General features: G+C 59.2%; 13 protein-coding genes and 3 tRNA genes. 10 read left to right on the top strand and 6 right to left on the bottom strand.

The genetic code is table 11. From position 1 onward, the window contains the following. Positions 1 to 737 precede the first annotated feature (737 nt). The 3 genes from AC1DM5_RS17825 (at position 738) to prfB (ending at position 5,815) form a co-directional block, all read left to right on the top strand. Positions 738 to 1,862 carry an N-acetylmuramoyl-L-alanine amidase gene (locus AC1DM5_RS17825; RefSeq protein ID WP_477822592.1) on the top strand — a complete coding sequence of 375 codons (1,125 nt, stop codon included), beginning with the start codon at positions 738 to 740 and terminating at the stop codon, positions 1,860 to 1,862. A gap of 259 nt (positions 1,863 to 2,121) precedes the next feature. Continuing rightward, positions 2,122 to 4,581, top strand: a complete 2,460-nt coding sequence (locus AC1DM5_RS17820) for a penicillin-binding protein 1A (RefSeq protein ID WP_477975369.1) — start codon at positions 2,122 to 2,124, stop codon at positions 4,579 to 4,581. Positions 4,582 to 4,683: 102 nt separating this feature from the next. Beyond that, a protein-coding gene (gene prfB / locus AC1DM5_RS17815; protein WP_477822594.1) for a peptide chain release factor 2 occupies positions 4,684 to 5,815 on the top strand; the annotation gives its coding sequence in 2 pieces (ribosomal slippage) (positions 4,684 to 4,752 and positions 4,754 to 5,815; 1,131 coding nt in all). Between the two features lie 52 nt (positions 5,816 to 5,867). On the opposite strand, the gene AC1DM5_RS17810 is transcribed toward prfB, so the two are convergent. The 3 genes from AC1DM5_RS17810 to AC1DM5_RS17800 form a co-directional block, all read right to left on the bottom strand. Beyond that, complete coding sequence (locus AC1DM5_RS17810) at positions 5,868 to 6,887, bottom strand: alpha/beta hydrolase family protein (protein ID WP_477822595.1); 1,020 nt, start codon at positions 6,885 to 6,887, stop codon at positions 5,868 to 5,870. A 300-nt stretch (positions 6,888 to 7,187) separates the two neighbouring features. Continuing rightward, positions 7,188 to 7,718 carry a hypothetical protein gene (locus AC1DM5_RS17805; protein ID WP_477824375.1) on the bottom strand — a complete coding sequence of 177 codons (531 nt, stop codon included), beginning with the start codon at positions 7,716 to 7,718 and terminating at the stop codon, positions 7,188 to 7,190. Positions 7,719 to 7,722: 4 nt separating this feature from the next. Next, a complete protein-coding gene (locus AC1DM5_RS17800) occupies positions 7,723 to 8,496 on the bottom strand; it encodes an NAD kinase (RefSeq protein ID WP_007823974.1) in 774 nt (257 codons plus the stop codon). A gap of 263 nt (positions 8,497 to 8,759) precedes the next feature. On the opposite strand from AC1DM5_RS17800, the gene AC1DM5_RS17795 reads away from it, so the two are divergent. From AC1DM5_RS17795 to AC1DM5_RS17780, 4 genes are all read left to right on the top strand, one after another. Further along, positions 8,760 to 8,835: transfer RNA gene (locus AC1DM5_RS17795), tRNA-Thr, on the top strand. Between the two features lie 107 nt (positions 8,836 to 8,942). Further along, complete coding sequence (locus AC1DM5_RS17790) at positions 8,943 to 9,305, top strand: hypothetical protein (RefSeq protein WP_477824374.1); 363 nt, start codon at positions 8,943 to 8,945, stop codon at positions 9,303 to 9,305. 274 nt (positions 9,306 to 9,579) lie between these two features. Continuing rightward, positions 9,580 to 10,086, top strand: a complete 507-nt coding sequence (locus AC1DM5_RS17785) for a DinB family protein (protein WP_477975435.1) — start codon at positions 9,580 to 9,582, stop codon at positions 10,084 to 10,086. A gap of 11 nt (positions 10,087 to 10,097) precedes the next feature. Continuing rightward, positions 10,098 to 10,694 (top strand): TetR/AcrR family transcriptional regulator, encoded by a 597-nt coding sequence (locus AC1DM5_RS17780; protein WP_477975367.1) that lies wholly within the window; start codon positions 10,098 to 10,100, stop codon positions 10,692 to 10,694. 216 nt (positions 10,695 to 10,910) lie between these two features. Here the strand turns inward: AC1DM5_RS17780 and AC1DM5_RS17775 are convergent, their stop codons facing one another. Beyond that, entirely contained in the window at positions 10,911 to 11,198 is a 288-nt protein-coding gene (locus AC1DM5_RS17775) for a hypothetical protein (RefSeq protein ID WP_477824378.1), read from the bottom strand. A gap of 46 nt (positions 11,199 to 11,244) precedes the next feature. Beyond that, on the bottom strand, positions 11,245 to 12,135 hold the full coding sequence (gene rlmB, locus AC1DM5_RS17770; RefSeq protein WP_477975365.1) for a 23S rRNA (guanosine(2251)-2'-O)-methyltransferase RlmB: 891 nt from the start codon (positions 12,133 to 12,135) through the stop codon (positions 11,245 to 11,247). 204 nt (positions 12,136 to 12,339) lie between these two features. Here rlmB and AC1DM5_RS17765 point away from each other — a divergent pair. Both AC1DM5_RS17765 and AC1DM5_RS17760 read left to right on the top strand, forming a co-directional pair. After that, positions 12,340 to 12,424: transfer RNA gene (locus tag AC1DM5_RS17765), tRNA-Tyr, on the top strand. Between the two features lie 25 nt (positions 12,425 to 12,449). After that, positions 12,450 to 12,523 (top strand) — tRNA-Gly (locus AC1DM5_RS17760). A 35-nt stretch (positions 12,524 to 12,558) separates the two neighbouring features. On the opposite strand, the gene AC1DM5_RS17755 is transcribed toward AC1DM5_RS17760, so the two are convergent. Further along, a complete protein-coding gene (locus AC1DM5_RS17755) occupies positions 12,559 to 12,759 on the bottom strand; it encodes a hypothetical protein (RefSeq protein ID WP_477824371.1) in 201 nt (66 codons plus the stop codon). A 275-nt stretch (positions 12,760 to 13,034) separates the two neighbouring features. Here AC1DM5_RS17755 and tuf point away from each other — a divergent pair, with 275 nt between their 5' ends. Continuing rightward, positions 13,035 to 14,210: an elongation factor Tu gene (tuf, locus tag AC1DM5_RS17750; protein WP_113323818.1), complete on the top strand. Its 1,176-nt coding sequence runs from the start codon at positions 13,035 to 13,037 to the stop codon at positions 14,208 to 14,210. Position 14,211: the final 1 nt, after the last annotated feature.

Genomic DNA, 14,211 nt, shown 5'->3' with positions numbered 1-14,211 from the left:
CGCATTCCCGACTGCTGTTGACACAGAAAGAATGCGGTCCGCCGTGGCCGCGCCGGATAATGAAAGTCGCGATTGGTGCGAGGGAGAAGGCAGCAGCCAGACCGCAGCCGGAACCATTTCGTTCCGGGGCCTGTACACTTCAGATAAAACCTGCTGCGAAACCATCAACAACCAAGCGTGATCGACAATGACGAAGACCCGTTTCGGGTCCGATGAGTTTGCTCCCTGAGAGCGTGGTGGCTGATCCACCAATGAAATCCCAGCATGAAGCCGGAAAATCAGGATCCAGTTCTCGGGTGGAAATGCACTAGACGGCGGACGATTACCGGTTGTAGCGCCAGATCCGGGGGTCGGCTGGCTGCCTCGCGGCGACTCTATCCCGTCAACACTTCTACCCTAAAATTCGTTGTATGTTTTCTCTGTCACAATAGCAAGGGAAAAGCCAAATGTGCCATAATATTGATGGATTTCGTATCGCATAAACTTCTTGGGGATGAGCGATCTCGATTCGAGGGTCAGTGCGTGGTCAGTGCGTGTGCGCTCGCCTCTAGCGGGCGACCGCGGAGGCGATGTAGGGTCCATCGCAGAAATAAATAGGGTGTGGCGGGCTATTGTTTAAGAGGTTTCGGATCGCGGTGGAGTTATCCGCAGGGCGAAAACTGGGTTTTGCGGCGTGGCTTTTCGCCTTCGCAGCGCTTTGCGCGGTTCCGGGCAGCGCAGCCGGTGCAAAGAATCCCTTGCTGGCCTACGGAGCGCGTATCGTTGGCGACGACGCCAGAACCCGTATCGTCATCGATTTCGACCGTGAGCCTCGTTTTTCCGTCCACTACATCGCCAATCCCGAGCGCATCGTCGTCGACCTGCCGGCGACCGCTTTCGGCTTTCCGGCCAAAGACCTTGAGGCGCGCGGCCTCTTCAAGGACATCCGTTATGGCGCCATGGATGAAGGAAGCGCCCGCATCGTGTTGACGGCGGCGCGTCCGGTCAAGCTCGCCCTTGCCAAGGTACAGACGGATGAGAGCGGTAATGGCCACCGGCTGGTGCTCGATGCCGAGATGATCGACAAGCAGAAGTTCGCCGAACTGGTGAAGACCCAGTCCTGGAACGACCAGGCCGATGCGGCTGAGACGACGAGTGCCATTCCCCAACCGGAAAAGACCGCGCCTGGAGATTTCGTCATTGCCGTCGATGCCGGCCACGGCGGTATCGACACGGGCGCCATCGGCGTCGATACGAAGACCGAGGAAAAGCTGGTGACGCTCGCCTTCGCCAGGGCGGTGGCCGATCGCCTGAACAAGGAGCCGGGCATCAAGGCCTTCCTGACGCGCGACGACGACGAGTTCCTGTCGCTCTCGCAGCGTGTGCTGATCGCCCGGCAGAACCATGCGGGCCTCTTCATTTCCCTGCATGCCGATACGCTGAAGCAGAAAGATATTCGCGGCGCGACGGTCTACACGATTTCCGACAAGGCCTCGGACAAGCTCGCCGCCGATCTCGCCGAACGCGAAAACCTGTCGGACCAGATCGCCGGCAAGGAAACGGTCGCCGAGCCGCCCGAGGTCGCCGATATCCTTCTCGACCTGACGCGGCGCGAGACGCAGGCCTTCTCGATCTCGCTCGCCGAAAGCGTGCTTGCCTCGTTCAAGGACCAGGTCGGCACGATCAACAATCCGCACCGTCACGCGGGCTTCCGTGTGCTGCAGGCGCCGGACGTCCCGTCTATCCTGCTCGAGCTCGGCTTCCTCTCCAATGTCGAGGACGAAAAGCGTCTGCTTGACGATGCCTGGCGGTTGAAGATGGCCGATCTCCTGACCGATGCGGTGAAACGGTACCGCACGAGCCTGATGGCAAACGGTGGCTAGCCTGGGCGTTGCCCGGAAGTGACACCCGCGCCTAAACCGGGACCTCTTGCCGACCGGGAAGGCGAAAGTGGCGGGACGGGCCCTATTTTGCTCACATTCACGCCGTTACTCCGGTCTATATGTTTCGAACATGTAAGACGGAATCGGCTTGTGGCGCCAACGCGCATGGAGTAAGCCGCGCAACGTGCAAAGAGACATGATCTGTGCGATTGTGGCGGCTGCGCCGATCTAATGATTAGAAATACCGGTAGCTGAAAATATGGTTAGACTTCTTGGATATTTCTTCGGGATAGCATGCGTCCTGTTCCTGGGCGCTGCGGCTGTTATTGCCGTCTATCTTGCTAATGTCGCGAAGGATCTTCCTGACTATGCGGTGCTCAACAGCTATGCGCCGCCGGTTACCACCCGCGTTCACGCCGGTAACGGTGCGCTCATGGCCGAATATGCCAAGGAAAAGCGCCTCTTCCTGCCGATCCAGGCTATCCCGGACCGTGTGAAGGCAGCTTTCCTTTCGGCCGAAGACAAGAACTTCTACAACCATCCCGGCGTCGATCTGACCGGCCTTGGCCGCGCCATCCTCGTCAACCTTCAGAATTTCGGCTCCGGCCGCCGCCCAGTCGGCGCATCGACGATCACCCAGCAGGTGGCGAAGAATTTTCTTCTGACCTCCGACCAGACGATTGACCGCAAGATCAAGGAAGCGATCCTGTCCTTCCGCATCGAGCAGGCCTACAGCAAGGACAAGATCCTCGAGCTTTATCTCAACGAGATCTTTTTCGGCCTGAACTCCTACGGTATCGGCAGTGCCTCGCTCACCTATTTCAACAAGTCGGTCACCGAGCTGACGATTGCCGAATCTGCCTATCTCGCATCGCTGCCGAAGGGTCCGGCCAACTACCATCCCTTCCGCCATCCGGATGCCGCGCTTGAACGCCGCAACTGGGTCATCGACCGCATGGTCGAGAACGGTTACGTGAGCCAGAGTGACGGCGAGGATGCCAAAAAGCAGCCGCTCGGCGTCACCGCCCGCAGCAGCGGACCGTCTCTTTTTGCTTCCGATTATTTCGCCGAGGCTGTCCGTCGCCAGCTCATCGATCAGTATGGTGAGAAGGCGCTTTATGAAGGCGGCCTTTCGGTGCGCACCTCGCTCGATCCGCGGATGCAGCTCTTTGCGCGTAAGGCGCTGCAGGATGGCCTGACCAATTACGACGAGCGTCGTGGTTTCCACGGACCGATCAAACAGATCAGCACGTCTGGCGACTGGGGTCCGGCGCTCGCCGAAGTACCCGCTCTGTCGGACGTGCCGGAATGGCGCCTGGCGGTCGTGCTCGCAGTTTCCAATGACAGCGTCGATATCGGCCTTCAGCCACCCAAGGATGGAGGCGGCAAGGTCGCAGGCGAACGCGAACGTGGGTCGATTGCAGCCAAGGATATGCAGTGGGCATTCCGCTCCGCCGCCGGCGACCGCAAGACGACGAAGTCGCCGGTCGGCGCCGTCTCGGCAGGAGATGTCGTTTACGTTGAGCGCCTCGGCGGCGACAATTCGACCTCCTATCGCCTACGCCAGCCTCCCAAGGTGCAGGGCGGTCTCGTCGCCATGGACCCGAAGACCGGGCGCGTTCTCGCCATGGTCGGGGGCTTCTCCTATGCCCAGTCGGAATTCAACCGCGCCACGCAGGCGATGCGCCAGCCGGGTTCCTCCTTCAAACCCTTTGTTTACGCCGCAGCCATGGACAACGGCTATACGCCGGCCTCGGTCATCATGGACGCGCCGATCGAGATCGTTTCGGGCGGTCAGGTCTGGAAGCCGGAAAACTACGGCGGCGAAGTCGGGGGCCCCTCGACGCTGCGCTCCGGTATCGAGAATTCGCGCAACCTGATGACGGTGCGCCTTGCCAATGACCTCGGCATGAATATCGTTGCCGAATATGCCGAACGCTTCGGCGTCTACGACAAGATGCCGCCGCTGCTCGCCATGTCGCTCGGCTCGGGTGAAACGACGGTCCTGCGCATGGTTTCGGCTTATTCGGTCATCGCCAATGGCGGCAAGCAGATCAAGCCGACGCTGGTCGACCGCATCCAGGATCGTTACGGCAAGACGATCTTCAAGCATGAAGAGCGTCTCTGCGAAGGCTGCAATGCCGGCGACTGGCAGAACCAGGAAGAACCCAACATCGTCGACAACCGTGAGCAGGTTCTCGATCCGATGACCTCCTACCAGATCACCTCGATGATGCAGGGCGTCATCCAGCGCGGTACCGCCGCGGGCAAGGTCGATCTCTCGGGCCGTGACGTTGCCGGCAAGACCGGTACGACCAACGATGAAAAGGACGCCTGGTTCGTCGGCTTCACGCCGGATCTGGTTGCAGGCCTTTACCTGGGCTTCGATACGCCGGCCCCGCTTGGCCGCGGCGGCACGGGTGGCGTTCTTTCGGCGCCGATCTTCAATGAATTCATGCAGGCGGCCGTCAAGGACATGCCGGAATCCAAATTCGTGGTCCCGGCCGGCATGAACATGATCGCGATCAACCGCAAGACCGGCATGGCTGCTGTCGATGGCGAGCCGGGCACCATCATCGAAGCCTTCAAGCCGGGCACCGGCCCGGCTGACAGCTTCTCCGTCATCGGCATGGACGGCACGATGGCGCCGGAAGAAATCCTACGCACGTCGCCGCAAGCAAACCAGGCGGTCCAGACCAATACGCCCGGCCTGTTCTGATCGAGACCGATTTCCTTTGCGCCCGCCACGGCTCTTTACATCCGCGGCGGGCGTCTCTATGTCACCAGCACTCACAGAATACCGAAGCAAAGAAGCAGGAAAATGCGAGCGGAAATCCAGAACATAGTCGATGAAACCAAGCAGGCTATCACCCTGCTGAGGAGGCATCTTTGACTGGGACCAGGCGGTAAGGCGACTGGACTGGTTGAATAACAAGGCAGAGGACCCCAACCTCTGGAACGATGCGCAGGAAGCCCAGAAGCTGATGCGCGAGCGCCAGCAACTCGATGACGGCATCAGTGGCGTCAAGGCGCTGGAACAGCAGCTTTCAGACAATGTCGAGCTCATCGATCTCGGGGAAGAAGAAGGCGACGAAAGCATCGTCAAGGAAGCTGAGGCCGCGCTGAAAAGCCTGCAGGCCGAGGCAGCCCGCCGACAAGTCGAAGCCATGCTGTCAGGCGAGGCCGATGGCAACGACACCTACCTGGAAGTCCATTCCGGCGCAGGCGGCACGGAAAGCCAGGACTGGGCGAACATGCTTCTGCGCATGTACACTCGCTGGGCCGAGCGCCAGCGCTTCAAGGTCGAGCTTTTGGAAGTGCATGACGGTGAAGAAGCCGGCATCAAGTCCGCAACGCTTCTCGTCAAGGGCCACAACGCCTATGGCTGGCTGAAGACCGAATCGGGCGTGCACCGCCTGGTGCGCATCTCGCCTTACGACAGCAATGCGCGCCGCCACACGTCCTTCTCGTCGATTTGGGTCTATCCCGTCGTTGATGACTCGATCCAGATCGAGATCAACGAAAGCGATTGCCGTATCGACACCTACCGTTCGTCCGGCGCCGGCGGCCAGCACGTCAACACGACAGACTCGGCCGTGCGCATCACGCATATCCCGACAGGCATCGTCGTGCAGTGCCAGCAGGAGCGTTCGCAGCACAAGAATCGCGCCAAGGCCTGGGACATGCTGCGCGCCCGCATGTACGAAGCGGAGCTGAAGAAACGCGAGGACGCCGCTAACGCCGAAGCCGCTTCCAAGACGGATATCGGCTGGGGCCACCAGATCCGCTCCTACGTTCTGCAGCCTTACCAGCTCGTCAAGGACCTGCGCACTGGCGTTGCGAGCACGGCTCCGGACGACGTGCTCGACGGCGACCTGAACGAGTTCATGGAAGCAGCACTTGCTCACCGCATCAGCGGCGCAGCCGACGCTGTCGTCGACGACGTCGACTGAGCGGCGAAGACGGACCTGAGATAGAAAGCCCCGGAGACGGGGCTTTTCTTTTTCAGGTGTCCAATGGAATGCCTGTTCCGTGAAAGAACACACCCGATAGTTCGGCGATCTCCTCGTGGACATCAGCACGTTCTACCCCCGCCGGATCGGTGAAGAGATGCTCCGCGAAGGAAAGCCCCAATGTCGTGCCCTCGGGCACGAAGATATAATGCCCAAGGCCGCCCTGGAGTATCTTGAAGGTGCTTCGATCAAGCCGTGCATGCAGCCATTTTGAACATTCTTCGACCGGGGCCGTGTTGTCGGCATCACCGACCAGAATGAGGGCAGGCTTATCGATGGCTTTCAGGCTCCCTTCGCTGAAGCCGCGGATAGATCGACCGGGCGCGCAGACCAGCGCGGCCTTGATCCTGTCGTCGCGATAGGATTGCGACATCCGCGACCATGAATCGCGAAATGCCGTGCTCGTGCGAAGCAGCGACGGAATGTGATCGGCGAGATCAGGAAATTCCCTCGGGCCGCGCGGGGACTCAGGCTTCAATCTGGATTGTTCGAACTGCGAGAATTGCGCGACCGCGCCGAGAAGCAGCATCACCGTATAGGCTCCTGCCGAAAAGCCGGCGGCGAATACGCTCCTGGTATCGATATGCCCGGCAAGATCACCCTGCCAGTCTTTTCGGCGATCGAGCATGAGGCTCAGATCGGGCGCGCGCTCCCAAAGGCAGGCAAAGCCCTCGGCGCGATAAGCTTCGCCGCCGGTATTGCCGTGGTGGTTGACGCCGAGCGCGATAAATCCCCGATTGACCAGGCGGCGGGCGAGCCATTCCAGCCCCGCGGCCGAGCCACCGGTACCATGCGAAAGCAGGACCAGCGGGTAGGGCTTCGTCGCCGGCTGAACGGGCGCATCACGGGCGACCGCGGCCCTTCGGAACCAGCTTCGTCCCGGGATTTCGGTTTCGATCGACCCCTCGGCTGCCGGATACCAGAGGGACCAGCGGACAGGTCTTGGGCCGGTCTCATCCCAGTCCAGCCGCGTCTCGTCGTGGAGAACGCCTTCGCGAAAGCCGAGTTTCATGGCTAGAGCCTTTCCTGGTCAGATTGCAGCATTCTGCCGGAGCAGGTTTTTGTCAGGGCAAAGGCGATTGGCGAGGGCATACCCCAAGGTACGTCTGAGCCGATCGCCTTTGATCCTGGCGGAAAGATGCCCGGCCCTTCGGGTTGGCTGAAACGAGCCGCCTGATCGACCGGCCGGCTTGGCCGTAGATCTGGGCTACGACGCGCGCCGGCCGGTCGACCATCCGACTCCGTTTGAGCCAACAGAATGCTGCAATCTGACCAGGAAAGGCTCTAGCCCCGATGAATAGGCCTGCGGCGCTCAGTTGGTCGCCTTCTCCACGGTAATGTCGCCAAACTCGTCGATCAGCACCGTCCAGCCATCGGATTCGGCGGCTGGATCGGTCTTCAGATAGACCGTGGCGAAAAGGCCCGGTTCCTTGATGAGGCCGCTCGAATTTTCGGGTCGGATATCGGTGACGAAGGGCTTGAGATCGCTGATTTCCTGCAGTTCGACCGTCGAGATGATGGTGGGGCCAGTGTCTCTCTGCGCGATCTGCTGCAGAAAGACCTTGGAGGTCTTGTCCGGCTGGCGCACAGCGAAAAGCTTGTAATAGCCATGCCGCTGCTCTTGCTTGGCATCCCCCTCGCTCACATTTTGGGCGCTGACGCTTTGCGTGGTTGTCGGGGCACGCTCGACCGGCAACGAATTACCGTCGTCTTCCCAATAGCCGGTACTGGTCGCGAAGATGATCGAGGCCGGCAGGATATCGTCATGAACGGTCTGCGCCACGGCGGCGATCGCCCAGCCGGAAACAAGGAGCGCCGTCATAAATGCTTGCCGCATCGCCATCATTTCAATCCTCGAATTGTTCTGCCAGAATCCGGTCCGACCAGGAACGGTCGGGATCGGAAAGGATGCGTGCGGTCATGTCCTCGGACTGGGCGATGCGTACATGCAGTATGGATTTGATCTCCGTATTGTCGGCGACCGCATTCACGGGCCGCTTCTCGGCTTCCAATATATGGATGTCCACCGTCACCCGGTTGGGAAGCAGCGCTCCGCGCCAGCGCCGCGGCCGGAAGGCGCTGACCGGCGTCATGGCGAGGAGGGGCGCGTCAAGCGGAAGGATCGGGCCGTGGGCCGAAAGATTGTAGGCGGTCGAGCCTGCAGGCGTTGCCACCATCAAGCCATCACAGATCAATTCCTCCAGCCGCACATGTCCGTCGATTTCCACCCTGAGCTTTGCTGCCTGATAGGATTGCCGGAAAAGATAGACCTCGTTGATCGCAAGCGCCGAGGAACTGCTGCCGTCGGCATTGGATGTCGTCATCTTCAGCGGATGAAAGGCGTTCTCGACGGCGGTACAGATGCGGTCATGCAGGTCGGTAGTCTTGTAATCGTTCATCAGAAAGCCGACCGAGCCGCAATTCATGCCGTAGACGAGCTTGCCGCTGTTCATGGTACTGTGCAGTGTCTGAAGCATGAAGCCGTCGCCGCCGAGCGCGACGATGACATCGGCCTCGTTTGCGGGCACATCGCCGTAAAGGCGAATCAGTTCATCTCGCGCGGCGAGTGCTTCCGTAGTCGGCGAGGCGATAAAAGAAAGCGTCTGAAATGACCGGCCCATGCAATGCCCTTTGTTATGCTGCTCTAGCTAAAGGATAAAGGGCTTGTACGACAAGACGTTTTGCGTTGCGAGCGAAGTTCGGATGATCTTATCGCCCTGATAGATCAGCCGGTGATTCCGGTAATGAACATGTCCACATGGCCCTCAGCGGGATTTCCCAACCATAGCGTTGATCGACAACCCGCTGTGGATAGCTTTACCGAGCTGCCGGAATGGGCAAATTTTCTTTACAAAAGATCAGAATCTGCTACTTCGCAGCCATTGCCCTTGTAGCTCAGTTGGTAGAGCACCTGATTTGTAATCAGGGGGTCGCGGGTTCGAACCCTGCCGGGGGCACCAGTTTTTCCAAGCCATTGCATTACATGAACAGAGACTGAAGGGTCGATTCAGCGGCAATTCAGGAGCACCAGGTCATTCTCGCTTCATCAGAAACGAGGAAGTGAGCCATGAGGATCTCCAGTTTTCTCTTAGCAGCCGCCCTTTCGGCCGGTACTTTGTTTTCCGCCGTAGCTCCGGTTGCGGCCATCCCTCTCGACCGTCCGGCAGCCTCGCAACAGAGCGATGTGATCCAGGTCCGCGGCGGTGATCGGGATTGGGGTGATCGAGATTGGGGCGACCGCGACCGGGGCGACCGCGATTGGGGTGATCGCCGTGACTGGCGCGAGCGTCGCGAGTGGCGTGAACGTCGCTACTGGCGTCCGGCCTGGGGCTATGAACGCCGCTGGAGCCCGTGGCGGGAAGAGCGTTGGCGCGAGCGTCATTATTGGCGTCGCCACCACGATGGACCCTATTGGCTCTACCGGAGCTGATAGCTGACCGAGACACGCATTTCCAATCCCTGAAGCACGCCGCGATTTTTCAGATTCGCTCCCCACGCTTTAGGTCTTCGTATTCACGCAGGTCGTTATCGCAAAACCGCTGCACAGTTTTGCACGACATGCTCTAGCAAAATCCCGTCGCAAGGTTTCGAACTTGCGGCGGGATTTTTGCTTGATCGGTATCCAGTGCATTCGAGAATTTTATTGACTGACCACCAGTCAATAATTTAAAAATGGGTTATCAATCGCCGCGATGGAGTTCGCCATGTCTGCAAAAACACTCCTGACCTCTCTCTTTCAATATAAGGCCAGCGTTGATGAGGAGCTTTTGACCGCGCTTGCTGCTTTTCCCGAAAGCGGGCCATCGGAAAACCTCCAGTCCGCTTTTCGTGTTCTCAATCACGCTCAAATCGTCGATCGGATTTTCGCTGCCAACCTACGGAAGGAGCCGCATGGCTATACGGCGAGTTGGACCAGCGAGCCGCCAGCTTTTGGGGATCTTGCTTCCGCGATCAGGAAAACCGACAGGTGGTATCTGGATTATATGGTGCAGGTGACGCCCGAGGAGCTCGAAGAGACGATTGACTTCACTTTCACCGATGGCGGGCAGGGCCGCATGTCGCGGGAGGAGATGCTGGCCCATGTCATCACCCACAGCGGTTATCACCGCGGGGAGGTCGGTCGTCTTTTGCCCGACATTGAAAACACTGCTATGCGCGACGTATTCGCGGGCTACCTGCACCGGGCGGAGCCTCGGCGTCGCAGGCATTGACGGACTTTCCGATGACATCACGCATGGCCGGCAGGCCAAGGACCAAACCAGCCGAGGAACGGCGGGACGACCTCATGCTCGTGGCCGAACGCCTCTTTCTCGACAAGGGGGTGGAGCCTACGACGATCGAGGAGATTACCCAGGGTGCTGCCGTCTCAAAGGGAGCCTTTTACCTTCATTTCTCTTCGAAGGCGGATGTTATCGAAGCATTGCGGACCCGCTTCGTTCAGACGCTTCTGCACGGCATCGTGGAAGAAGTAGGTAAGCAGGAGACTGGCGACTGGGACGGTGAGTTGACGGCCTGGGCAAAAGCCTGCGCCATGGGCTATGTGAACGCCGCGCGCCTGCACAATCTCGTCTTTTCTGCTGCTCCGCCTCCAAGCCGCGAGGGCCTGACGAGCAACATCCTGATCGATAATCTCCAGCAATTGCTAGCAGCAGGATGCCGTGAGGGAGCTTGGTCACTGAGGGAGCCGGCATTCACCGCCATATTCCTGTTCAACGCTTTGCACAGCGTCGTAAATCAGAACGGCATCGGCGACGATGATGCCGAGCGAACAAAGCTGCTTCGCAATATCGAGGATAGTGTTCTGCGCCTCGTCCGGTGAGACGGTTTGCAGTCACTTCCGTGCGGGTTCGTTCACGCTCGATGCGATCTTCGTACCGCTACCGGTCTGTCCGGCTCCGGACGGAGACATCATCGCGATGCTGAGGACCGAAGCAATCATAACGGCAACGACGGCAATCATCAGGCGCATGAACATCTAGATCCCTGTTTGTCTGGCGGGATTAAACGTCTGGCGACGTTGCGGGTTCCGGATCGGCTATTGCACGGATGGAGGTGGATTTGATGGCGTCGTCGACGGTGCCAGGGGATCCGGCTGGCGGATCGGGTGAGACCTGTCCACCCACGTGATGCTCAAAATGACCATGACGAGGACCGCAATGAAAAGAACGCCGAAGATCAGCGGTCGAATTGCCATAGTGCGGATTCCCCTTTTTGCCGGTGCCCCAAAGATGAATGCATTGCCGATGATAGCGACCGGCAAGCTCTTTCCAAGGCGGAATATGGACCAGGGGAAAGGGTGTTCAACCGCAATGGCGGTCATCATTCCCTCTCTCTCCGCGACATATCAATAGTGATCTGCCGACTGTGGCCTATGCCTTCAGGTGCAGTCCCGCTGCATAAAGCGCAATCGCCGCGGCATTCGATACGTTCAGCGATTTGATGGCGCCGGGCATATCGAGCCGGGCGAGCGCGCTGACGGTTTCCCGGGTCTTCTGCCGCAGGCCCTTGCCTTCGGAGCCGAGCACTAGCGCGATTCGACCACCTGAGAACGTGCCTTCGAGCGGCGCCGGTCCTTCCGAATCAAGCCCGATCGTGAAGAAGCCGAGCTTGTGCAATTCGCCGAGCGCATCCGAGAGATTGGTGATCTGTATATAAGGTATGAGTTCCAACGCGCCGGAAGCCGATTTGGCAAGCACGCCCGATTCGGTTGGGCTATGTCTCTGCGTGGTGATAACGGCGCCTGCATTGAAGGCGACGGCCGATCGCATGATGGCGCCGACATTGTGCGGATCGGTTACCTGGTCGAGCACGAGAAGCAATGGGCTATCCTTCAGTGCTTCCAGCCGCCGGACGGGCAGGGGGCGTGTTTCCAGCATCACGCCCTGATGGATCGCTTCGGAGCCGAGCACCTTGTCGATATCATGCGGCGAGACCATGTCGACGGGAATACCGATCGTATCAGGATCGATCTCCAATCGCGCAAGCGCGTTCTGTGTCACCGATAGCTTGATGTTCTTGCGCTCAGGATTTTCAAGCGCGGCACGAACGGTATGAAGGCCGTAGAGGAAGACCTGATCGGGGGCGAGCGCCGGCGGTTTCCAGTCGTCTCCGCCACGCTTGCGCTTCTGTGGTGCCGGTGTTGGAATCTCACCGCGTTCGCGCTTGCCGTCGCGATGCGCGCGTCGCAAGGTTGCGTAATGCGTGTCCTTTGCGGACTTGTCGGTTGCGGGCTTGTCGCCGGATTTCTTATCTTTGCTCATGCGGCTTTATAACGATGGCGCCTGTTGCCGCATAGGCCTTCTTTCATACGCCGGCTTTCAACAGGCGATGAAATTTTTCCTGTCTTTTCCATTGCCATCGTGTTGACAGACTGAAATCGTCCGGTCATATACGCGGCGCAGACGACGGGGCGGCAACGCTTCAAAGTCTGACGAACTTGGTCTTCAAGATCCGGACGAAAAACTGGAGAGATGCCCGAGTGGTTAAAGGGGACGGACTGTAAATCCGTTGGCTCAGCCTACGTTGGTTCAAATCCAACTCTCTCCACCATTCGTCATTGGATCGGACCAACCCCGCGGGTATAGCTCAATGGTAGAGCAGCAGCCTTCCAAGCTGAATACGCGGGTTCGATTCCCGCTACCCGCTCCATCTTCCTTGCCGTTTTCAACGAATCGCTCTGGCTTTCAGAACTCGAAGACGAGATTCATGAAATTGCCGATGATCCAGTAGCCGAGCACCCCTATGGCGACGCCGGCGATGAAGACCGAAGACTGGCCCGTGTTCTTTTTGACGCTCGTGCCCGCATCGTCGTCGCGCGGATAGCCGAACTCATGATGGTCTTCCATGAATGCCGAATAGTGGTTGGTGTAGCTCTCCGATTGCATTGGGTGTCCCTCCGAATATTAGAGGGGTATCATGGAAGTTTTCCTGTTCGGTGAAATCAATTAGTAAAATGTAATATAATCTTGTCGGCAGGCGTCGCGCCGATGACATCGCGTGGCACCCGGGTCACGATCGCAGAAATTGCAGTCGCTGCCGGCATCAACAAGGCCGGAAGCGGGCTTTCTCTCGATTTCCCCTGAGATTTCAGGTGTTTTGGGGCCGGTGCCGGCGAATCGTCTTGCGGGTTGCGAATTATCTTCCATATGCGCTGACACAAATGGCAAAGAGTAAGTTTGAGCGCAACAAGCCGCACGTCAACATTGGCACGATCGGCCACGTTGACCACGGCAAGACGTCTCTGACGGCAGCGATCACGAAGTACTTCGGTGAGTTCAAGGCGTATGACCAGATCGACGCTGCACCGGAAGAAAAGGCACGCGGCATCACCATTTCGACGGCTCACGTCGAGTATGAGACGCCGGCCCGCCACTACGCGCACGTCGACTGCCCCGGCCACGCTGACTATGTCAAGAACATGATCACCGGTGCCGCGCAGATGGACGGCGCGATCCTGGTCTGCTCTGCCGCTGACGGCCCGATGCCGCAGACGCGCGAGCACATCCTGCTCGCCCGCCAGGTTGGCGTTCCGGCGATCGTCGTGTTCCTCAACAAGGTCGACCAGGTTGACGACGCCGAGCTTCTCGAGCTCGTCGAGCTCGAAGTTCGCGAACTCCTGTCGTCCTACGACTTCCCGGGCGACGACATTCCGGTCGTCAAGGGTTCGGCTCTTGCTGCTCTTGAAGATTCTGACAAGAAGATCGGTGAAGACGCGATCCGCGAGCTGATGGCCGCTGTCGACGCCTACATCCCGACGCCTGAGCGTCCGATCGACCAGCCGTTCCTGATGCCGATCGAAGACGTGTTCTCGATCTCGGGCCGTGGTACGGTTGTGACCGGCCGCGTCGAGCGCGGTATCGTCAAGGTTGGTGAAGAAGTCGAAATCGTCGGCATCCGTCCGACCTCGAAGACGACGGTTACCGGCGTTGAAATGTTCCGCAAGCTGCTCGATCAGGGCCAGGCCGGCGACAACATCGGCGCTCTGGTTCGCGGTGTGAACCGTGACGGCGTCGAGCGTGGCCAGATCCTGTGCAAGCCGGGCTCTGTCAAGCCGCACAAGAAGTTCAAGGCAGAAGCCTACATCCTGACGAAGGAAGAAGGCGGCCGTCATACGCCGTTCTTCACGAACTACCGTCCGCAGTTCTACTTCCGCACGACGGACGTGACCGGTATCGTCACGCTTCCGGAAGGCACGGAAATGGTTATGCCTGGCGACAACGTCACGGTTGACGTCGAGCTGATCGTTCCGATCGCGATGGAAGAAAAGCTTCGCTTCGCTATCCGCGAAGGCGGCCGCACCGTCGGTGCAGGCATCGTTGCTTCGATCATCGAGTAAT

The sequence above is a fragment of the Rhizobium sp. 01T437 genome, assembly GCF_056398505.1.
The sequence above is the reverse complement of the archived record's forward strand: the minus strand, read 5'-3'. Positions and strand labels throughout refer to the sequence as shown.